Raw genomic sequence first — 22472 nt, 5'->3', positions numbered from 1 at the left:
TTTAATTACCGTGGACTATGGACTACCAACCGTGGACTAATCACTACCGAGGTACTTCTATTTTTTGTAGAATTTGAGCAACAATGTCGTCAGGTGTTGCTCCTTCCATTTCTCGTTCGGGCGTCAACACAATACGGTGACGCAAAACGGACGGTGCCAATTGCTGAATTTCCTCTGGCGTCACAAAATCCCTTCCACGAATAGCAGCCAAAGCTTTGGCACTATTGAGCAACGCCACCGATGCCCTTGGCGAAGCCCCCAAAAACAACGATTTATTGTTGCGCGTTTGTACTACTACCTGCGCAATGTATTCCAGTAATTTGTCCTCCACATGAACTTGGTGCGTCTTACGGCGCAGTTCTGCTAGTTGTTCGGGCGTTAATATTGCCTGTACGTTTGCAATCGCCTCTGCCATATTTAATCGTAAGTGATGCCCACGCAACACTTCTACTTCTTGCTCTTGGGAAGGATATTTTACCACAATCTTAAACAAAAAGCGGTCTAACTGCGCTTCGGGAAGGCGATAAGTACCTTCGTGTTCTACTGGGTTTTGAGTGGCAATCACAATAAACGGGCTACTCATGGGATAGGTAGTTCCGTCAACGGTTGCTTGCCGCTCTTCCATCACTTCAAACAACGCCGCTTGGGTTTTGGCAGGGGCGCGGTTGATTTCATCGACCAAAACAATATTTGAGAAAATTGGTCCTTTTCTAAACTCAAAATCCGTGTGTTTTGGGTTAAAAACCGACGTTCCCAACACATCCGAAGGCATCAAGTCGGGTGTGAATTGAATACGGCTAAATTCGGTGGCAACCGTACGCGCTAATAGTTTAGCCGTTAGGGTTTTTGCCACTCCAGGTACTCCTTCGATAAGCACGTGTCCATCGGCTAAAATTGCCGTCAACAACAAGTCAATCGTTTGCTGTTGCCCCACTATAATTTTCCCGATTTCGGCTTTGATGGCTGTTATCGCGTCGTTGAGGTCTTGTAAGTCAATTCGTGATTCAAAATCCATAAGAGAAAATAGCAGTTATTTAACGCGTTCGTAAAAATCTTCGATACGGTGATGTAAGCTCAAGAGCGCAAATTCAGACAAGGAAGCTGTACGCTTGGCATGGGCTATTTCGCTGAACAGCAATTCAATATCCATTCGAGGAAGCCCCGTTTTTTGAATAAGATCTTCTATAAATTCTTTGTCAATTTCGTGGGTACGCAGCCCAAATCGCTCGCGAATGTAGAGCAGCAAATGTTGAATTTTCTTTTCAGCAATGTTATCGTGGTCAGCTTGCTGAAAGTACATTTTACCAATCGTTTCCACAAACTCCAGCGACGTATTCTTCGGTACAGGCAACACAGGAATGACACGTTGGGTGCGCTTTCCCGCAAAAATAGCATACAGCAATAGCCCAAACAGAATCAAGTAGTATGCCCATGTTAGTGGCGGCTGCGTCATAATATACCTAAAAATCGACTGCTCATCCTCCCCAAAACGCCCTTGTTTTAGGTATTCATCCCAATAAACAGGTAAGACGGGTAAATACGACAGCGATTTAAACGCAAAATCAGAAGTTTTGGAAGGTAAAGCGTAGTAATTGGTCAAAGCCAACGGCAGATTATGCAGATAAAAAGCCCCTTTTCCATATTTTATTTTTAGAAAAATAGGCTCATTTCGGGCATTTTTAGCCAAAATTGTCACGTTCTCGGGCTTTTTTACCAAAAAATAATTGCGGCCATCGTCTTGTGCGAATACATACCCTCCTTTTTTGGACAATGCGGGGTTCACAAAATTCATCACCAAGGCCGTATCTCGTAACGTTGGGTCTTTCAGCGTCGCTCCTATGCCCAACGTTTTTGTTAAACTATCTGGAAAATAATAGGCCGAAATAAACACGTTATTTCCCCGCTTCGCGTAGTTGAGCAGCTGTTTCTGGTCGTTTAGGTCAATAATAAACTCTCGACAAACAAAAATGTAATTGCTTTTGGGAAGGGTCGGATTTTCTGAGAGATAATTATAAATCGGCACCCGTAGCTGCGTTACTTTTTCATTTTTAAAGACATCGGGCAAGAGCTCATAGGTAGCTTTTGTCCCAAAAGGGATTTTGTCTTTGTTAGAATAGGTCGGTGTCCAATCAATGGGTTTTGGACGGTAGTATTCAAACAGGCCGTAGGCTACGACTGTCAACAATAAAAACCAAAAGTAGTAACTACGCCAATTCACCTTCGTTATTGTGTTGTATTAGAGTCGGGTTGAAAATGCTTGAAATTCTTCTTTCAAGCGTAAAAATTGAGATTCAGTCACGCCAAATTCACCGTACCAAACGTACTCAAACTGGTACGTAAGTTGCTCAAAATCTTTTTTAAATTTTGTTTCTTGCAATTCTTCTACGTAACTACGGTTGGTTTTGGTTGGCTGCCAATGTATGAACTTTTTATCGGTCAATTGCTTGAGTGTATTGAGGTAATAGAGCCGAGTTGCGAGACGATAATTTCGGGCAGCGATTGCTTCTTCAATCAAGTTGGCAAAATCTAATTCATGAATATTTTCAGTGATACGATTATAGGCCAGCTCTTCCTCCGATTTTTTGGCAAACATTCCACCAATAAATTCAGCTTTGTACAACAGCCATATCACCACCCCTGCAATACCCACCAAAAACACGTACTGCCAAAAGTTTTCATAGGCATTACTACTCAAAAAATCATTGATTTTTTGGCTCAACCAATTCCAAATACGGGCGAGCGGATTATCGGGCGGGGGGGCATCCCGTTCGTAATTATAGTCGCGACTAGCACGGTAATCTTCGAGGCGCTTGTCAGAAGGCAAACGAGGCGTCATCGTGGCATTGTCCAGCGCCGCAGGTAAGCTAACCGTGTCTTTTGCCGTGGATTTGCCCCCTTCTTGGGCATTTGCCAACAAACCAAGCCCCAAGAGCAACAGAACAAAACAAAGTCTTTTTAGAAACATAGAAAACAAACGAATAACGCTTGGCCAAGTTGCAAAAAAGCCAACAGAATTACAAAAAAAGCCGATGCAAGTACATCGGCTTTTAGGGAGTGGTATTTTACTCAGGATTATTTCTTACCCAAAGACACAATCCACTTAGCAATTTTCATAGCCTCATCCTTTGGTACATTAAGTGGTGCCATTGGAGGATACCCTGGCCAGTTAGCTGGTTTTGGATTAGCAATCAACTCTACGATTTGCTCTGGCTTATATTTTTTCTTCGCCATTACTTCTTTGTAGCCTGGGCCTACCAATCTCTGATCGGGTTTGTGGCAAGCTAAACACGTATTTTTAGTCAATAAAGCTTCAATGTCTGCAGGAATTTTAACTTGCGCGTTTGCCGCAGTCGATACTGCCAAGAAAGCTCCCGCTGCTACTAACATTTTTGTGAATCGTTTCATGCCTAGGTTGGACTTTTAAAATGAAAAATAAAGGAATCTTACGCAAATGCAAAGCTATAACGTTTTGATAAAGAAATTGTGTTAAAAAGACAAAAGATTATTTTTTACATCTCAACGGGTTTCATTTTAGGAATCAACAAATGAATAAAGAGCAACGCTATCAAATAAGTGGAACTCGCCAATAAAAACAATGGCAAATAGCCCCATTGAACGCGTATCGGCCCGATTACAGCGGCCAAAAGTGCACCACCTACCGCCCCCGAAAATCCACCAATCCCCGTTACCATCGCCACCGCACTTTTAGGGTAGAGGTCTGAGGCAATTGTATAGACATTGGCCGACCACCCTAAATGCCCCGCTGCGGCAATCGCTATCAAGACAGTTGCGATGTAAACATTTTGGGTTTGGGCAGCAAAGAAAATCGGAACAACACAAAGCGCGCACAAGAGCATCGTCGTTTTGCGCGCGCGGTTCAGCGACCAGCCCATTTTCATTAATCGTGACGAAAGCCACCCAAAAAATATGCTCCCGCCGTCCGAAATGATATAAATAACCATGAAAGGGAAACCAATGTTTTGTAAGTCAAGGCGCTGGGTGAGTGCTTCGCTAGAATTGAAGAAGTCAGGTAACCACGTCAGATAAAACCACCAAATGGGGTCTGCCATCAACTTCCCGACAATCAACGCCCACGTTTGACGAAAGCGCAACAACCGCCACCAAGTGACTCTCCCTTCTATTTCTTCGGGCTGGTTATCTTGTTTGATGTACCGCAATTCTCGCGTCGATACCTTGGGGTGGTCTTCGGGTTTTTGATAGTTGAGCCACCAAAATACCAGCACCACAAACCCCAACACCCCTGTTGTCATAAACGACATTCGCCAGCCGTATTTGAGGGTCATCCACGGAATTAGGGCGGCTGTTAGAATAATCCCAACGTTGGTTCCTGCATTAAACAAACCAGTGGCAAACGCCCGTTCTTTTTTGGGAAACCACTCGGCAATCGACTTGATGCTCGAAGGAAAATTTCCCGCTTCTCCAATCCCAAGCGCAAAACGCGCTCCCAACAAACTTCGGAAACTGCCTACGTAGGCCGTGGCTACGCCCGCCAAACTCCACAAACCAATCGCAAACGACAATCCTTTGCGGGTTCCGAGGCGGTCGATGAGCCAACCAATCATAATAAAACCCAAAGCATAAGCCAGCTTAAAAGCCGTATCAACCCAGCCGTATTGAATCTTAAACGCATCTAAATCAGCTTGGGTGAGGGTATATGAAAGCGGCACCCCCAACATCTCTTTCCGAAACGCATCGTCGAGCATCGAAAACGACAAAACATTTCGGTCAACGTAGTTGATTGTCGTAATCAAGAAAAGAAGAAACACTATCCGCCAACGGAAGTTATGGGGAGGCATTTTAAAGGGTGTTAGAGGGGTTTGGAAAAACGCTGCAATTTACGGACTATGTTCTAAAAGTTCTATTGTTATTTTTGCCAAAACAATTCATAAATGACTGAACGCCAAAAACAAGCCCTCGTCAAAGCTGCTGCCTTTTGTGCTTACCAAGAACGTAGTACCAAAGAAGTAAAACAACGGCTGCACGAGCTCGAAATCACTGATGATGAGCTGGAACCCATTCTTCAAGAATTGATTGCCCAAAATTACCTAAACGAAGAACGGTTTGCACGGGCTTTTGCCAGGGGAAAATTTCGGGTCAAAAAATGGGGGCGCCTGAAAATTCGTCAAGAAATGAAGCTCCGTGGCTTGTCGAATGACTTGATTCAAAAAGGGCTTACCGAAATAGATGGCGACGAATACGAAGCCGTTTTGCAAGATTTACTCATCAAAAAAGTACGTACTCTACGCGGCGAACCTACTGCTACCAAACAAAAATTGGTGCGTTTTGCCCTCAGTCGAGGTTTTGAAAGTGATATTGTTTGGGAATTGCTGAAAGCGATAGATAGCAAAGATAAATAAACCACCGACTTGATTTTACAAAATTTACATAGTAAACTTGTAGAATAACTTTTATATAAATGAAAAAGATTAAGCCCTCGAAAATAAAAACTTAAAATGAACACGACACAATTAAAATCAACACTTCACACCCTCATAGAACGCATCAATGACGATGCTGTTTTACAGGCTTACGTCGTATTATTATCACGAGAAGCCGAGGGAGTTTTTGATTTTTGGGACAATCTGGACACCCCTACCCAAGCGGCAATCCAAGAGGGACTTCAAGATTTGAACGCTGGGCGTAAAACCGATTTCTTTGATTTTATGAAGTCGCAGTATGGAATTAACCGTTGAACTTTCAGAACGCGCCCGCCGAGATATAGAGCAAATTGCTGATTATTTGGCACAAAACTGGTCAGAACGTATCAAAATAGATTTTTTGTTGGCGCTAACCGAGCAAATGAAACTTATCAGCAAAATGCCCTACCTCTATAAAGCTTCTCAAAAACAAGCTAACATACGCGAATGTGTGATGAACAAGCACGTCGTATTTTACTATCGTGTGCTTGATACAAGCATCGAAATCATCACAATTCGCAATACCCGTCAAAAACCTGAAGGGTTTTAACGTTATTTCGGCAAGTTTTATTTCAACAATTTCTCCACAGCTCCATGTGCTTTCTCAAATCCAAATCGGCGCATTTCGGCCTCCATCAATCCCTCAATTTGGTCATTACATAAATTTCCAATGCTTCCTTCATGGGTGTGTTTAAGGTCACGCGAGGCTTGGTACGTATTTTCGTTGATTTCTTTGCCCACTTGACGATACGCATCACGGAAAGGCACTCCTTGTACCACCAACTCATTCACTCGCTCTACGCTAAACAACAAATCGTATTTGGCATCAACCAACAAATTGGGCTTTACTTGCAGATGTTCCAACATGAAATGCGTGATGTCCAAACAATCCAAGATTTCTTCAAAAGCAGGCATTAGTAACTCCTTGAGCAACTGCATATCGCGGTGATAGCCAGAAGGTAAGTTACTCATAACCATCGTTATTTCGGTAGGCAATGCCTTTAGACGGTTGGTTTTTGCCCGTAATAGCTCCGCTACGTCAGGGTTCTTTTTGTGCGGCATGATACTACTTCCCGTTGTCAAATCATCGGGCAGGGTCACAAAGGCAAAGTTCTGGCTATTGTACAAGCAAACATCCATCGCCAATCGAGACAACGTCGCCGACAACGCCGCAATGGCCGTTAGCGCCGTTTGTTCGGTTTTACCGCGCGACATTTGGGCATAAACTACGTTATAATGCAAGGTTTCAAAACCCAATAATTCGGTAGTCATCGTGCGGTTCAGAGGAAATGAAGAACCATAGCCAGCTCCCGAACCAAGCGGATTTTTATTGGCTAACTTATAAGCCGTTTGAATCATGCTCATGTCGTCCACCAATGCTTCGGCGTACGCGCCAAACCAAAGACCAAACGACGACGGCATCGCGATTTGTAAGTGCGTATAGCCTGGCAAAAGGTCATTTTTGTGCTGATTTGAGCGTTTGATAAGCAAATCAAACAGCTTCTTAGAAGCCAGTGCTACTTCTTCTAACCGACTGCGCGTAAAGAGCTTCATATCCACCAATACTTGGTCATTGCGTGAGCGGCCGCTGTGGATTTTTTTACCAACATCACCCAATTTACGCGTAAGCATTAGCTCTACTTGCGAGTGTACATCCTCTACCCCCTCCTCAATCTCAAACCTCCCCTGCAGAATGTCTTGGTAAATGGATTTCAATTCATCACTCAACACTTTTAACTCATCACTCGCAAGGAGTCCTACACTTTCGAGCATAGTGGCGTGCGCGATGTTTCCTTGCACATCGTAAGGGGCCAAATATAAATCCATTTCACGGTCACGCCCGACGGTGAATTTCTCAATTTTTTCGGAGATGGAAGTTGTTTCTTTTTGCCAGAGTTTCATCTTTTTTAAACCACTAAGGCACTAAATTTCACTGAGGTAATTGCAGCACAATGCTCATTTATCCCTGATTTAGTGCTTTTTGTGATGTTTTCTGTGAGAAAATTACATTAAACCACTAAGGTAAAGCCGCAAAATAATCATTTACCACTCAAAATTTCATAAATTAATTGATTGACAGGTGAAAGATGTCACCCCGATGGGGCTTTGTTTTGGGCCTGATTTACTATTTCTACTAAGATGTAGCTCCTCTGGAGCAATGAATAGTAGATTTATATTTTAAGCTGAAAGAGTTAAAACTACTTCTTTTTGGCAAAAATCTTTGCATCCGTTATTTGTTCACGGTGTTCTTCCAGAAACATTTTAAACGAATAAAGCTCCTCTAACTGCCCTTCAAAATCGGCCGAGGCTTCGTAGATTTCTTCGTAAACGTTCACAAAATCAGTGATTAGATAACGCATCTGCCGAACACCTCGGAAGTATAAGGCGGGTAAATAAAAATTTTGATGGTCTTGCCGAAAACGATCTGCCGAATAATGAGAAGTTGTTTTGAGGTCAACGGCTTCTTTTCGGCCCAATACATCCACAAAGCCATAAATCATCACATCGGCAATTTGGTATTGGCAGTAAGCCTGCGTTTTGATGATGGGTGAAGGTAATTTTTGGCGAACAGTTGCTAAAATTTGGGGGTCAAATTGGTCCTCTCCGATTTTTTTCAATACTGCATCTTCAAAAGAAACACCCCTAAACTGTGCCTCGGTTTGTGGGATAGGCACCCGATTGATACGGTCTAGCACTTCCTGCTCACTGATTTTTCCCTGCAAAAACCGTGAGTAGGTATTGAGCAACGAAGGGTAAAAACGGTAAGCTACTTTGGAAGTCATGCATATTGATTATTGAACCACTAAGACACTAAGAGCCACTAAGAAAAACCCCTTAGTGCCTTAGTGGTAAAAAACACTAATTCTTAGCCCCGCCCTGCTGCCCTGCTTTGGGTTGCTGTGCTTGTTGGGCTTCGCGCATTGGGTTGGTACCGCGTTGGAAACCACCGCCTTTGAACAATTGGAAACGCGTTGGTTTCGTAGGCTGACGCGGGAAGCTGTTGCTCTCTTCGTCGATATCGGCAATCTCACGGAATGGATCCAATGTCCACTGAACCACTTTCTTCTTAGTGGTGATCACTTTTGATACTTGTTGGTCGTTCAAACGCCAAATCTCCGCTGGGAAGCGCGCTACCGAATCCGTACCGTCTTCAAATTGCATCTTCACAATCACGGGCATCGGCAAACCTCCTTTGTTTTTCACTTTCAACGTGTAAAAATTCAAACCTGATTCGACCAACTTACGTTCGTCGGGCGTCAAACTTGCCAAATACGTTTCGTATTTCTTCTTGTCAGCGTCGGTTACTTTGTAAGGGTCATACGAGTTGTAGAAATCCTTCATGTCAGGGTTTTTCTCCACCACCGACTCTTTGATGAAATCCTTATCGCGCTGGCGCGCTACCGTATTGCGTTTGTCTTCGGCTTCTTTTTTAGCGTTTGCTTTCGTGATGTCTGGGTTTTGCGTGTCTAAGGCAAACCATTCTACTTCTACCAAATCTTGGTCAACGGGCTCTACGCCGTAAAACCAACCTTTCCAAAACCAATCCAAGTCCACACCCGACGCATCTTCCAAAGTACGGAACAAGTCCGCAGGCGTTGGTGACTTAAACGCCCAACGACGGCTGTACTCTTTGAACGCATAATCAAACAATTCACGTCCCATCACGGTTTCGCGCAAAATGTTGAGGGCCGTCGCTGGCTTTGCGTACGCACTTGCCCCTGCGTTGATGAGGTTGTCGGACATGGTCATAATCGGCACCAAATTTTTGGGATCTTGCTTCATGTAATCCACAATCATTTGAGGCTCACCACGGCGCGTTGGGTAGTCTTTGTCCCACTCTTTTTCGGTCAAATACTGCATAAAAGTGTTCAAACCTTCGTCCATCCACATCCACTGACGTTCGTCGTTGTTGATAATCATTGGGAAAAAGTTGTGGCCTACTTCGTGAATAATTACCCCAATCATTCCATATTTCGTTGCTTCCGAATACGTGCCATCGGCTTCAGGACGGCCGCCATTAAAAGAAAGCATCGGATACTCCATCCCACCGATGGGGCCGTGGCACGAAATGGCGACGGGATACGGGTAGTCCACCGAGAATTTTGAATAGGTTTTGACGGTATGCGCCACGACTTCGGTCGAATATTTGCCCCAAAGTGGATTTCCTTCTTTGGGATAAAACGACATGCACAGTACTTTTTTTCCCGCTACTTCCTGCATTTTTCCGTCCCAAATGTACTTTCTGGACGTCGCAAAGGCTACATCACGTACATTATCGGCTTTGAAAATCCACGTTTTTTTGCCCGAAGGTTTTCCTTTTTCGGCTTTCTCACGCTCTTCTTGCGACGAAATCACCACCACTTTCTCCGAAGTTTTGGCTTTTTCAAAGTTTTTCAATTGCGTAGGTGTCAGTACTTGAGCCGCATTTTGCAACTCGCCCGTTGCTCCCAAAACGTGGTCATCGGGTACAGTAATGGCCAATTTAAAGTTACCAAAGTTCAGCGCAAACTCACCTTGGCTGTAATATTGCTTATGCTGCCAGCCCGTTACGTCGTCATAAACGCACAAGCGAGGATAAAACTGTGCAATTTCATAGACGTTATTACCATCTTTGAACACCTCAAAACCCGTTCGGCGCCCCCCTTTGGCAACTTCTACGATTCGGTAATTCCAGTCAATCGAAAAAGAATACGTTTGTTTTGGTAAAATAGGCTGGGGCAAATCAATCCGCATCATCGTTTGGTTGATGGTATAGCGAAGCGGCTTTCCCGTTTTTGCATCTTTAACTGCCTGAATATTATAACCATAATCCGCATTTGAATAATTCATATCGGTAATGGTCGAAAGACTCGTCATCGTTGTTTGATTTCCCAAATCGCCCGTTCTTGTAATGGGTCCAGGAGAATTTTTGGCAAACAAATTTTGGTCAAGCTGAATCCACACGTAAGGCAGCGCATCGGGCGACTGATTAAAATACGTAATGGTTTCGGTACCAATGATTTTGTTATTGGCCTCGTCCAGTTCCACCTTGATGTCATAATCGGCGCGTTGCTGCCAATAATCTTTTCCAGGCGCACCCGAAGCCGTTCGGTAAGTATTAGGCGTAGGAAGAGCCGTACCCAATTGTTCAAAACGGTCATTGGCGTGGTAGTTGGGCATGGTGGGTGCTTGCGCCCACGTCAGCCCTGCATAAAATAGTGAGATGATGAAGGAAATTTTTCTCATGAGAAATTTAAGAATTGGTTTTCATTCAAAAATACAAAAAAGGGGGTTAAAGCCGAAGGTAATGCTACTTAACACGCAGATTTGCCGATGAATCATTTTATTTTGGCACAAAAAAGCCCCTTCCTGTTTGGGAAGAGGCTTCTAAATATACGATTTACCGACTGTATTAAGCAGCAGGTTCGTTGTTCATTACTTCAGTTTGCTTACGGATAGAAGCCATGTGAATCAATTCAAACAACTCTTCTACGAAATCTGGGTACAAATTGAGTTGTTTTCCCAAATCAGCGCGGCTTTTACGAAGCTGTCTCCAACGATCCATTTGAAGAACGGCTACGTTGTTATCACGCTTGTATTCGCCAAGTTGTTCTACCAATGACATACGCGTACCCAAAGCTTCGAGCAATTCGCGGTCAAGGTTATCCAATTTGCTACGAAGCGTATCCAATTGGCTTTGGTAATCTGTTCCGTACTCTGCTTTACGAACGTGTAATTCGTGCAACATTTCGCCCAATGCGTGCGGCGTCAATTGCTGAGAAGCATCCGACCACGCTTTGTCTGGGTCACGGTGAGACTCAATAATCAAACCATCGTAGTTTAAGTCCAAAGCACGTTGTGCCAACTCAAACAAATACGCGCGCTTACCTGCCATGTGGCTTGGGTCACCAATCATCGGAAGCTCAGGGAACATGGTTTTGAGTTCGATGGCGATGTTCCACATTGGTGAGTTGCGGTATTTTGTTTCTTGCGCATTCGAGAAACCACGGTGAATCGCACCCAATTTCTTGATACCAGCACGGTTGATACGCTCAAACGCACCAATCCACAACGCTAGGTCAGGGTTTACTGGGTTTTTGATAAGCACAGGTACGTCAACTCCTTGAAGCGCATCGGCCAAGTCTTGTACGTTGAATGGGTTCACGGTGGTACGAGCACCTACCCATAAAATATCGACGCCGTATTTAAGAGCAAGCTCAATGTGCTGAGGCGTTGCTACTTCAACGGCAATAGGCAATCCAGTTTCTTTTTTAGCATCTACCAACCAAGGCAACGCTGCTTCGCCCATTCCTTCAAAGCTGCCCGGACGCGTACGAGGTTTCCAAACCCCCGCTCTGATTACGTTGGCATATCCTTCTGCTTTGATTTGACGAACGGTATCACGTACTTGGTCTTCTGTTTCGGCACTACATGGTCCTGCGATAACGAGCGGCTTCCCTCCCGTATCAACCCACGAGCTCATTGGTAAAATGTCTAAGGTGGCACCCATAACTGAGAAAAAATTAATTAGTACAACAATCTATAGTAACAATTTGAAAGCGATTAAATCTTCGTAATTTTGCAACCGTTTTGACAGTCCGCCGCGTCATGGGGATAATCCCCTGAAAATCCGACGATTCGGAACGTACAATTTCATTTATCAACAAAACACTACTACTATGCCTTTAAGTGTTGCATCGCCCAAAACGGGTGTTTCATTTGATGACACTTCGGTCGCATTTTCGTCCAAGTCTAATGGCCAGCTCAAGAAAACCTATTGGTTATTCTCGATGATGAATCAGGTTTGGCTTGTAAAATTAGGAACTTTTTTTATAAAACTCTCTCTTTTGTTGAGATTGCCCGTGAAGGGTCTCATAAAAACTACTTTATTCAACCAATTTTGTGGTGGAGAAGATATTAAAGAATGCGAAAAAACAATACAATATTTGGCAAAATCGAACGTCGGCACAATTTTAGACTACTCTGTCGAGGGAGAAGACGATGAAAAGAGTTTTGACAAAACTGCTAACGAAATTTCGCTAACTATCGAAAAAGCAGCAAATAACAAAGCCATTCCGTTTTCAGTTTTCAAGGTAACTGGCGTTGGTTCAACCCCACTTATGGAAAAAATTCAGGCGGGAGAAGAGCTTAATTCCTCAGAACAACAAGCTTTTGAACGCATTAAACAACGCGTGGATGCTTTGTGCAAGAAAGCGGCCGAGTTGAACGTTAAGATTTTTGTGGATGCCGAAGAAAGTTGGATTCAAAATGTCATTGACCAACTGGCCTACGACGGTATGAAAAAATACAACACGCAGACCCCCATCGTTTACAATACATTTCAGATGTATCGCCACGATATGCTTGAAAACCTCAAAAAAGCCACGCGCGAAGCCAAAGCAGCGGGTTATCTGTTGGGGGTAAAACTCGTAAGAGGTGCGTACTTTGAAAAAGAACGTCTGCGTGCATACGAAAATGAGTACCAAGATCCTATCCACGCCACCAAAGAAGACACCGACCGCGACTATAACAAAGCCCTTGAATTTTGCCTTGAAAACCGCGACGTTATTTCAATTTGTTTGGGAACGCACAACGAACATAGTTGCCAACTTTGCATCGAAGCGATGGAAAAACTCCATATTCCGCACAACGACCCGCACGTTTGGTTTGCACAACTCCTAGGCATGAGCGACAATATTTCTTACAATTTGGCCAATGCAGGCTATAACGTCGCCAAATACGTACCTTATGGCCCCGTAGAAACGGTCATGCCTTACTTATTTCGCCGCGCCGAAGAAAACAAGTCGATAGCTGGCCAAAGCAGTCGTGAATATTTATTAATAAAACGTGAAGTAGAAAGACGTCATCAACAACGTATTTCTCAGTAAATTGCAGGCGCAACCCATTTGCCCAACACAGGTTACACTAGATAATTGATAGCTGAATGACGAGTCATACCGCCAAGAACCCACTAAAGTTTTTTTTGTTTGCCCTTCTACTGATTGCGGTAGATCAAGCGTCTAAGTTGCTCGTCCACCATTACATGGCTCCTGGTTTTGCAGGTCAAGTCCGTCTCATTGGCGATTGGTTCAAGCTGTACTATGTCACCAACCCAGGCATGGCCTTCGGAATGCAGATTGACCACGAGTATGGCAAGTTGTTTTTGACTACTTTCCGTTTGGGGGCAATGGTGTTTATCGCTTGGTACATCGTTCGGCTCTCAGTACGCGGAGCAACCAGCGGATTGCTTTGGGCAATGGCCATGATTTTAGCGGGAGCCATCGGCAACCTCATTGACAGTATTTTTTACGGGGTTTTAATCGGCAATGCGCCTTACGGCTCTCCTACTCCTTGGTTTCACGGACAGGTAATCGACATGGTTTTTGTTGATTTTTGGGAAGGTTTTGTACCTGAATGGGTACCTGTGTGGGGTGGCCAATACTACACAACGCCGATTTTCAACTTTGCCGACGCTTGTATTTTCGTTGGGGTGTGTATCATCCTTATTTTTCAAGGCACCTTTTTCCCGCGCTTGGATGACCCCGAAGAAGTAGCCGAAAGCGATGAAACAACGGAGTCAGTGAAAATAGAGCAACTTACTGAAAATGAAACAACTACTACCTCTGACGACGACATTATTGTCGCTTCAGAAGCCCCTACGGAGGCCAACGAACATACATTACTCGAAAGTAGTGTAGTTGAACATAACAACGAAGTGGCGGAAGCTCCCAGCACGCCCTCTTCTGAACCAATCGAAGAAATCATACCGCCCGCAGCATCTCCTCTTTCAGAAGTACCTGACACGAGTTCTAAAGACACTAACGCATAAAAAAGGGGCTTTGCAGCCCCTTTTTCTTTTCGCCTCTTCCTTACGCCTCTATTTTTGCTTCCGAAATATTCTCAAAAGCGACTTCTCCTTCTTCATTCAGTTCCATCATAATGACCGCATCTTTCTGGATTTTACCCGAGAGAATCTGCTTTGATAACTCATTCAAGATTCGACGCTGCAAGACTCTTTTGAGGGGTCTCGCACCAAACGCGGGGTCATAACCTTCTTCTGAAAGTTTCACCAAAGCTTCGTCGGTAGCATCTAAAGTTACTCCTTGTTCGGCCAATAAGTCTTTGATGTGATTGAACTGAATCCGAACGATTTGTTTCAAATTATCGCGGCCAAGTGGGTCAAAGAGCACAATTTCATCGATACGGTTCAAAAACTCTGGTCTTACCGACTGTTTTAACAAACCTAAAACATCGTTTTTGGCTTCTTCTTTGAAGTATAGCTTCCAGCCTTTCTCAATCTTATTGCCCGCTTCTTTAAACTTCTCCATGATGATGTCGCTGCCGATGTTCGACGTCATGATGATGATGGTGTTTTTGAAGTTAGCCAAACGACCTTTATTATCGGTCAAACGTCCATCGTCCAATACCTGCAACATCACATTCCAAACGTCGGGGTGCGCTTTTTCGATTTCGTCCAACAAAATCACGCTGTAAGGTTTACGACGTACGGCTTCCGTCAATTGTCCGCCTTCATCGTAACCCACGTAGCCTGGAGGCGCTCCCACCAAACGACTTACAGCGTGGCGCTCTTGGTATTCGCTCATGTCGATGCGCACCATGGCATTGTCGTCGTTAAACAAGTAATTCGCCAGCGTTTTGGCTAATTCTGTTTTACCAACTCCCGTTGGCCCAAGGAATAGAAAACTACCAATCGGGCGTTTGGGGTCTTGCAAACCTGCTCTCGAACGACGTACCGCATCGGCTACCGCTTCAATGGCTTCCTCCTGACCCGCTACTCGTTTTTGAAGTTCGGATTCCAAGTTGAGCAACTTTTCACGCTCACTTTGCAGCATTTTACTCACGGGAATACCCGTCCATTTAGCGACTACTTCCGCAATATTTTCGGCCGTTACTTCCTCCTGAATCAACTGCTCTCCGCTAATCGACTGTTGCCCGCTTTCTCCTAACCGTTTTTCGATTTCTGGAATTTTACCGTAACGAAGTTCCGCTACTTTTCCATAATCTCCCGTTCTTTCGGCTTGTTCGGCTTCAAGGCGTAGCTGCTCTAGTTGCTCTTTCAACGCGCGGAGTTCGCTAATTTTTCCTTTTTCTAACTCCCACTGCGCCTTAAATTCGTTACGTTCTTCGTTCAAATCCGCCAACTCTTTGTTAAGTCTAGCTTCTTTTTCTTTGTCATTCTCCCGTCGAATCGCCTCGCGCTCAATCTCTAACTGCATGATACGGCGGTTCAAATCGTCGAGTTCTTCGGGAACCGAATCCATTTCTAAGCGCAACTTCGCCGCCGCTTCGTCCATTAGGTCAATGGCTTTGTCGGGCAAAAAACGGTCAGAAATATAGCGACTCGACAACTCAACGGCCGCAATGACCGCATCGTCCTGAATCCGAACGCCGTGGTGGAGTTCGTATTTGTCTTTGATACCCCGCAAGATACTAATCGCATCAGCCTCGTTGGGTTCATCGACGGTCACTACCTGAAAACGGCGCTCCAGCGCTTTGTCTTTCTCGATGTACTTTTGGTACTCTTTGATGGTAGTAGCCCCGATGGTATGGAGTTCGCCCCGCGCGAGGGCAGGCTTGAGTAAGTTGGCAGCGTCCATCGCGCCCTCACCGCCCGCCCCCGCCCCGATGAGCGTATGGATTTCGTCAATGAATAAAATAATTTGACCTTCAGAGTCGGTCACTTCTTTGATTACCGCCTTCAAACGCTCTTCAAATTCGCCTTTGTATTTGGCACCCGCGATGAGTAAACCCATGTCGAGCGATACAATTTCTTTTTCTTTCAACTGCTCGGGCACGTCGCCTTGCACAATGCGCTGCGCTAAACCCTCTACGATGGCCGTTTTCCCTACTCCTGGTTCACCCAAAAGCATGGGGTTGTTTTTGGTACGACGCGCCAAGATTTGAAGCACCCGACGGATTTCGTCGTCGCGCCCAATCACGGGGTCAATCTTGCCCGAGCGTGCCAATTGGTTTAAGTTTTTGCTGTATCGTTCCAACGAACGGTACTTTGCTTCGGCATTTTGGTCTTTCACTGGATTATTCTTCCCTCTTAATTCTTTGATAGCTGCTACTAATTCTTTTTCTTTCAATCCCACCTCTTTCATCAGCTGGGCGGTGCTGTCTTTGCCCGCCGATAAGCCCACTAGGAGGAGTTCTACGCTTACATATTCGTCATTAAATTCTTTTAGATAGCTTTGGGCCTTTTGGAACGTGGCGTTGAGGTCATTGCTAAGATATTCGGTATTGGCCGAGCCTGCTACGCGCGGATAACCGTTGATGATAGTTTCAAGTCGTGTATTGACATTTGGGAGTGCGACATTCAGCTTTTTGGCTAAAAACTGCGACGTGTTGGGATCTTCTTCCAAAATCGCTTTTAGAATGTGTCCCGTTTCAACAACTTGCTGCTGCTTGCCCTGGGCAATTTGCACAGCGTGTTGAACAACTTCTTGGGCTTTGATGGTATATTGATTAAAGTTCATGGCTTCGGTGCTTGTGCACGGGTTCTGCTGTTGGTTAATTGGTTTGTTGACAATGATTTATCAATTGTCGTGCCGATGCAAAAAAGCGGAAATTTTGGCATCATTTTGCCCGTTAAATCAAAAATTATAGACAAAATGGCGGATTTATTCGTAATTTTGGCACTATGTCGAGTCCCATTTTTATTCATACACAGGCGGAGTTTGAGCGTGTCGTAGAGCGATTAAACCACTTCCCAGCCATAGCGATTGATACTGAATTTGATAACAATCATTATGCCTATGGCTTTACCCTTTGTTTGTTTCAAGTAGCTACCTCCGATGCGTGTTATTTGATTGATCCCTTTGAGGTAAAAGACTTGTCGGCGCTATGGCGCGTGATTGAAAACCCAGCGGTCGAAAAAGTAATCCACGACAGTGGCGAGGATTTTCGTCTGCTTTATCTTCACGGATGCTCTCCCCGTAATATCTTCGATACCAGTGTAGCCACGAAGCTGCTTTGTTTTGAAAAAATTGGTTTGGCAAGTGTGTTGGGCGAAGTGTTGGGTATTGAGTCGAGCAAGAAAAAGCAGCAGAGCAATTGGCTGAAACGCCCGCTCTCCGATATGCAGCTTGACTACGCGGCCAATGATGTCATTTATCTCCTTGAACTTCGCGACAAATTAACGGAACGCCTTCAGCAGCAAGGACGCTGGGAGTGGTTTCAACAAAGTATGGCATTTTTGGAAAATAAAAGCTACGTTCCCAAAACACGTAATACGTTTTTGAGCCCCAAAGAACAGCGCGATTTTAGCCCGTTTGACCAACATATTTTAAGTGAATTATATCGTTTTCGCGATGAGCAAGCGCGCCGTTTTGGAAAGCCAACTTACCAAATACTTACCGATGCTCAAGTACACCAAATCCTCATTGACCCAACAACGCTCACCAACTGGCTACAGTTAAAAGGATTAAATCCTCGTATGCAAACACCTTGGGCAGTGGACCAACTCAAACAAGTTATTCACCAAGCCAAAACCGAGGGAACGAAGCGCCAACTTTTGCACGAAAGGGTAAAACCCAGCCCGCAAGAATTTGCCGAAATGCAGCAACGAGCCACCCGAAGTAATGCCCTGCGTGAAGGCACTTTTCTTCCCATGAAGCGTTGGATTGAAGAAAAATACGGGTCGCTTTTTGTTCCTTACATTCTCAGTAATGAGGTCATTAGTACCCTTATTGGGGGAGAATTAAAACTGACCGACATTGGCCCGCCGTTTCAGCAAACCATCATCCGAGAGGCTGCTTCGGCACTTTCGATTGATATTTCCGCTTTTGGCTAACAGCCTGTCTCCCTAACCACGTCTAATATGCTCAAGCGATACTTATTCTGGATTATTGGGGGACTGGCGGCTGGCCTTATCAGTTATTTTGTCTTGTTTCCGCAGGTTTGGCATTGCCAATGGGTCAGTTTTTCTGATTTTAAAGCACTCAACGCTCACTTCTACGTCAGTCCCAAATCCTCTGCCAAACATCACCAATACGCCCAAAAAGTAGTGGCTGAGGCAGAAAAACGAATCCACAGCTTTTGGGGCGGCCGACAAGGGAAACCGACAATCATTGTTTGCTACGACCCGCAAGAATATGCGAAATATTGCCACAGCGACGAAGGAGCGGGCTGTAGTATCGGAACACCGTGGGGAGCTTCTTATGTGGTACTCAATTTGGACGGTATCAATACCGATGTCATCGCGCACGAAATGTGTCACGATGAACTTTTTACACGGCTCGGTTGGTGGAAAACCACCCAACAAATTCCGCAGTGGTTCAACGAAGGGCTTGCCTTGATGGTTGATTATCGTTTTGTAGAAAATAAACCTCCCGCCCAGCGCTACTTAGATTACAAAGATGAATGTGATTATATTTCGAGCGGTGGGCAAGTAACCCTCGCGCTTACCGAAATTAGCTCAATGCGTGGATTTTTTACGGGTCCCGAAGGCCGTGTTATGTTGGCCTACATGACTTCGGGAATGGAAGTGTCTCGTTGGCTGGCCGCCGCAGGACAACCTGCCATCCCCGTTCTCATCAAGCACCTTCGTGAAGGGCGTGACTTTCAAGACGTTTATCAGCAATTAGAAGCTAATAAACAGCCCTAACCCGTTTTATGGATTCATTTTCAGCTTCAAAAACTCAGCCGTGTAGTTATTTTCCAGCGCCAGCATACTCTCGGGCGTACCCGCAAACGTAATGTAGCCGCCTTTATCGCCCCCTTCAGGCCCCAAATCAATAATCCAATCGGCCGATTTAATCACTTCGACGTTGTGCTCAATGACAATCACCGTATCTCCCTGATTAACCAGCGCATTGATGGATTTTAACAATTTTTGAATGTCGTGAAAATGGAGTCCCGTGGTAGGTTCGTCAAAAATAAACAATGAACGCCCTTGATTTGGATTGGATTTACTCAAGAAGAAGGCCAATTTCACCCGCTGCGCTTCGCCTCCTGATAAGGTATTGGACGATTGTCCCAACTTGATGTAACCAAGCCCCACATCTTTCAAAGGTTGAAGACGTTCGGCCAATTTAGGTTCTTCTTGCTGGAAGAAATCAATGGCTTCGTCAATCGTCATATTTAAAATATCCGAAATATCGGCCGAGTTTCCATCGGGACGTTGATAACGGACATCGAGTACTTCTTGTTTGAAACGCTTTCCGCTACAGCCTTCACATTTAAGGTAAATATCGGCCATGAACTGCATTTCAATTTTTACTTGGCCTTCGCCTTGGCACGTTTCGCAGCGCCCACCTTCCACGTTAAATGAAAAATGGGATGGCTTATACCCCCGCGCTTTGGCCAAAGGCACATCACTCATCATTTGGCGAATGTAGTCATAGGCTTTGATGTACGTAACGGGATTGGAACGAGAGGATTTTCCAATCGGATTCTGGTCCACCATTTCTAGGTTGTCAATGCGCTCAACGCTTCCCGTCAGGTTGGCGTATTTGCCTGCATCTTCGTTGTACTCTCCTTTTACGCGAGCCAAGGCGGGGAATAAAATCTTCCGAATCAACGTAGATTTCCCCGAACCCGACACCCCCGTTACCACCGTGAGCGTTCCTAACGGAAATTTCACGTCCACGTCTTTCAGGTTATTTTCTTTGGCTCCCGTCAACTCCAACCAATGCGTCGCTTTCCGTCGGAAGGTGGGGACGGGCACTTTGTCGCGGCCTGTGAGGAAGTCGATGGTGTGGGATACAACCCCACCCCTGCCCCTCCCCTGTAAGGGAGGGGTTGTGATATCCTTTCCTTCATTCTCTTGAAAAACATCTTTTTGCTCTTTTAAAACTGAATTAGTACTTGAACTACTTAATTCCTCTCTGATTTTGCTTAAAACCTTTTCTATACTCTCAAAAACTTCTTCATTTTGAAAGCGTATCACTTTAAATCCTAATTCTTGAAGGTGCTTTGTACGAATAACATCATAATCTACCTGTTGATTGTGCACTTCACCATCTAATTCGATAATAAGCTGTTTCTCAAGACAAACAAAATCAGCAATATATTTTTCAATGGAATGCTGGCGACGAAATTTAACACCTAATTGCTCTTTTCGTAAATACTCCCAGAGTGTCTCCTCAGCCCTCGTTGGATTTTTACGATTTTGACGAACGTCCTCTTTTATTGACTTCCATGTTTCTGGAGAACTATGATAAAACGGACGTCCATAAGAAGGATTATCAGAAAGACCATCCCCCTCCCTAACAGGGGAGGGGTTAGGGGTGGGGTTGAGAATCTCCTCCCAACTTCCCTGCCAAACCACTTCTCCGCCCAAATTTCCTGCATCTGGGCCGATGTCGATGATTTGGTCGGCGGCGCGCATGACTTCTTCTTCGTGCTCGACCACAATCACTGTATTTCCCATATCGCGCAATGACTCCAGCACACTTACCAACTTTCGGGTATCACGGGGGTGAAGACCAATGCTTGGTTCATCCAAAATGTACATCGAACCCACCAATGCACTCCCCAGCGAAGTCGCCAACTTAATCCGTTGAAATTCACCCCCCGAAAGTGAGTTGGTGAGGCGATTGAGGGTCAAATACCCCAATCCTACCCGATTCATATATTCCAAACGGTTTTCAATTTCAATCAAAATTCGTTTGGCTACGCCATACTGGAAATCGGGAATGGTTAGTTTTTTGAAAAATTGCAGTACTTCCGAAATCGGCATCAAAACCAAATCGGTGATAGATGTACCATTTATTTTGACGTAACTAGCATCTTGACGCAAGCGTGAGCCCCGACATTCGGGGCAGTTTGTTCGCCCGCGATACCTCGATAGCATCACGCGGTACTGCACTTTGTGGGTTTGCGATTCTAAATGGTCGAAAAAAGCCGTTAGACCTTCAAAATAGCTATTTCCCGTCCAGAGTAATGTTTTTTGTTCTTCGGTCAAATCTTTATAAGCACGGTGAATCGGGAAATCAAAACGGATGCCGTGACGCAACAAAGGAGCCTGCCATTCGCTCATTTTTTCGGAGCGCCAGGGGGCAATTGCTCCTTCAAATACCGAAAGGTTTTTGTCGGGGATAACCAGTTCGGGGTCTAAGCCCAGTACTTTTCCAAAACCTTCGCAGCGCTTGCAAGCCCCATAAGGATTATTAAAGCTAAAGAGGTTGACGCTCGGCTCTTCAAATTTTAGCCCATCCAATTCAAACTTATCAGAAAACGAACGTTTTTCGCCACCGACGACTTTTATCCAACACAGCCCTTCTCCTTCAAAAAAGGCCGTTTGCACCGAATCCGAAAGACGGAATAGTGTATCTTCATCCTCGTGCTTAATGGCTGCTCGATCCACCAAAATAAATAACTCCGTTCCCTCCAAAACTCCCTCAACATTACCTTCCTCCAATAGCTCCTCTATCGAACGTGTTTCGTCATTGACCACGATTCGCGTGTAGCCTTTGGAAAGTAGAATGGTTAATTCTTGTTCGAGCGTACGATTTTCTTTGATGATAAGCGGTGCCAAAACCATTGCCCGCGTCCCTTCCTCGTGGCCCATGAGGTAATTGACCACGTCGGTAACGGTATCTTTACGAACCACTTCCCCCGAAACGGGCGAATGAGTTACTCCAATTCGGGCAAAAAGCAATTTCAAATAATCGTAGATTTCGGTGGTAGTGCCCACCGTTGAGCGTGGATTCCGTGTATTGACTTTTTGTTCAATGGCGACCGCAGGCGAGATTCCCTTGATGTAGTCCACTTCGGGTTTTTCCATTCTTCCCAAAAACTGACGGGCGTAGCTGCTCAAGCTTTCGACGTACATGCGTTGGCCTTCGGCAAAGAGTGTATCAAAAGCTAAGGAAGACTTTCCTGAGCCCGATACGCCCGTCACAACTACGAGTTTGTTTCGTGGAATGGCAACATCAATATTTTTGAGGTTATTGACTCTTGCACCTTTGATAAGGATAAATTTCTTGGGGTCTAGTCCTTCAAAATCAGGAGATAAATCAGTCGGATTACTTGTAGTTTGATTCATTGGGCTGGTTTGCAAAACTCACAAAAATAGGGAAAACGGCT

At 44.9% G+C, this 22472-nt stretch carries 18 protein-coding genes; 7 read left to right on the top strand and 11 right to left on the bottom strand.

Going from position 1 to position 22472, the window contains the following annotated elements:
- Positions 1 to 43 precede the first annotated feature (43 nt).
- From K339_RS0111985 to K339_RS0111965, 5 genes are all read right to left on the bottom strand, one after another.
- A complete protein-coding gene (locus K339_RS0111985) occupies positions 44 to 1015 on the bottom strand; it encodes an AAA family ATPase (RefSeq protein WP_028523788.1) in 972 nt (323 codons plus the stop codon).
- 15 nt (positions 1016 to 1030) lie between these two features.
- A complete protein-coding gene (locus K339_RS0111980; protein WP_028523787.1) occupies positions 1031 to 2218 on the bottom strand; it encodes a DUF4350 domain-containing protein in 1188 nt (395 codons plus the stop codon).
- 18 nt (positions 2219 to 2236) lie between these two features.
- Positions 2237 to 2965, bottom strand: a complete 729-nt coding sequence (locus K339_RS0111975; protein ID WP_037300225.1) for a DUF4129 domain-containing protein — start codon at positions 2963 to 2965, stop codon at positions 2237 to 2239.
- A gap of 107 nt (positions 2966 to 3072) precedes the next feature.
- A complete protein-coding gene (locus K339_RS0111970; protein WP_028523785.1) occupies positions 3073 to 3405 on the bottom strand; it encodes a c-type cytochrome in 333 nt (110 codons plus the stop codon).
- 104 nt (positions 3406 to 3509) lie between these two features.
- Positions 3510 to 4817 (bottom strand): MFS transporter, encoded by a 1308-nt coding sequence (locus K339_RS0111965; RefSeq protein WP_028523784.1) that lies wholly within the window; start codon positions 4815 to 4817, stop codon positions 3510 to 3512.
- Positions 4818 to 4910: 93 nt separating this feature from the next.
- On the opposite strand from K339_RS0111965, the gene K339_RS0111960 reads away from it, so the two are divergent.
- From K339_RS0111960 to K339_RS0111950, 3 genes are all read left to right on the top strand, one after another.
- Entirely contained in the window at positions 4911 to 5378 is a 468-nt protein-coding gene (locus tag K339_RS0111960; RefSeq protein ID WP_028523783.1) for a regulatory protein RecX, read from the top strand.
- A 96-nt stretch (positions 5379 to 5474) separates the two neighbouring features.
- Positions 5475 to 5714 carry a hypothetical protein gene (locus K339_RS0111955; RefSeq protein WP_028523782.1) on the top strand — a complete coding sequence of 80 codons (240 nt, stop codon included), beginning with the start codon at positions 5475 to 5477 and terminating at the stop codon, positions 5712 to 5714.
- Positions 5698 to 5988, top strand: a complete 291-nt coding sequence (locus K339_RS0111950; protein ID WP_028523781.1) for a type II toxin-antitoxin system RelE/ParE family toxin — start codon at positions 5698 to 5700, stop codon at positions 5986 to 5988. The genes K339_RS0111955 and K339_RS0111950 overlap by 17 nt, the downstream gene beginning before the upstream one ends.
- A 17-nt stretch (positions 5989 to 6005) precedes the next feature.
- Here K339_RS0111950 and argH read toward each other — a convergent pair whose 3' ends face one another.
- The 4 genes from argH to K339_RS0111930 all read right to left on the bottom strand — a co-directional run bounded on the left by argH (position 6006) and on the right by K339_RS0111930 (position 11928).
- Positions 6006 to 7340 (bottom strand): argininosuccinate lyase, encoded by a 1335-nt coding sequence (argH, locus tag K339_RS0111945; protein ID WP_028523780.1) that lies wholly within the window; start codon positions 7338 to 7340, stop codon positions 6006 to 6008.
- A gap of 296 nt (positions 7341 to 7636) precedes the next feature.
- Positions 7637 to 8221 (bottom strand): hypothetical protein, encoded by a 585-nt coding sequence (locus K339_RS0111940; RefSeq protein WP_028523779.1) that lies wholly within the window; start codon positions 8219 to 8221, stop codon positions 7637 to 7639.
- A 76-nt stretch (positions 8222 to 8297) separates the two neighbouring features.
- Complete coding sequence (locus K339_RS0111935) at positions 8298 to 10664, bottom strand: M1 family metallopeptidase (RefSeq protein ID WP_028523778.1); 2367 nt, start codon at positions 10662 to 10664, stop codon at positions 8298 to 8300.
- Between the two features lie 166 nt (positions 10665 to 10830).
- The gene (locus K339_RS0111930) at positions 10831 to 11928 is read right to left on the bottom strand and encodes a chorismate mutase (RefSeq protein WP_028523777.1); all 1098 of its coding nucleotides are present in this window, start codon (positions 11926 to 11928) and stop codon (positions 10831 to 10833) included.
- A gap of 169 nt (positions 11929 to 12097) precedes the next feature.
- On the opposite strand from K339_RS0111930, the gene K339_RS0111925 reads away from it, so the two are divergent.
- Together K339_RS0111925 and K339_RS33515 are read left to right on the top strand one after the other, a co-directional pair.
- Positions 12098 to 13306 (top strand): proline dehydrogenase family protein, encoded by a 1209-nt coding sequence (locus K339_RS0111925; protein WP_028523776.1) that lies wholly within the window; start codon positions 12098 to 12100, stop codon positions 13304 to 13306.
- A gap of 56 nt (positions 13307 to 13362) precedes the next feature.
- Positions 13363 to 14247: a lipoprotein signal peptidase gene (locus K339_RS33515; protein WP_084332193.1), complete on the top strand. Its 885-nt coding sequence runs from the start codon at positions 13363 to 13365 to the stop codon at positions 14245 to 14247.
- A 40-nt stretch (positions 14248 to 14287) separates the two neighbouring features.
- On the opposite strand, the gene clpB is transcribed toward K339_RS33515, so the two are convergent.
- Positions 14288 to 16918: an ATP-dependent chaperone ClpB gene (clpB, locus tag K339_RS0111915; RefSeq protein WP_028523775.1), complete on the bottom strand. Its 2631-nt coding sequence runs from the start codon at positions 16916 to 16918 to the stop codon at positions 14288 to 14290.
- A 164-nt stretch (positions 16919 to 17082) separates the two neighbouring features.
- Between clpB and K339_RS35920 the strand changes: the two genes are divergently transcribed.
- Positions 17083 to 18234 (top strand): ribonuclease D, encoded by a 1152-nt coding sequence (locus K339_RS35920; RefSeq protein WP_051397971.1) that lies wholly within the window; start codon positions 17083 to 17085, stop codon positions 18232 to 18234.
- Positions 18235 to 18261: 27 nt separating this feature from the next.
- Entirely contained in the window at positions 18262 to 19047 is a 786-nt protein-coding gene (locus K339_RS0111905; protein WP_028523774.1) for a hypothetical protein, read from the top strand.
- A 6-nt stretch (positions 19048 to 19053) separates the two neighbouring features.
- Here K339_RS0111905 and K339_RS37875 read toward each other — a convergent pair whose 3' ends face one another.
- The gene (locus K339_RS37875; protein ID WP_157607568.1) at positions 19054 to 22431 is read right to left on the bottom strand and encodes a DUF559 domain-containing protein; all 3378 of its coding nucleotides are present in this window, start codon (positions 22429 to 22431) and stop codon (positions 19054 to 19056) included.
- Positions 22432 to 22472: the final 41 nt, after the last annotated feature.

Origin of the sequence: Runella limosa DSM 17973 (genome assembly GCF_000482465.1) — a bacterium.
In the GTDB taxonomy this organism is placed as follows: Bacteria; Bacteroidota; Bacteroidia; order Cytophagales; family Spirosomataceae; genus Runella; species Runella limosa.
This window is presented reverse-complemented; position numbering and strand designations above follow the sequence as displayed.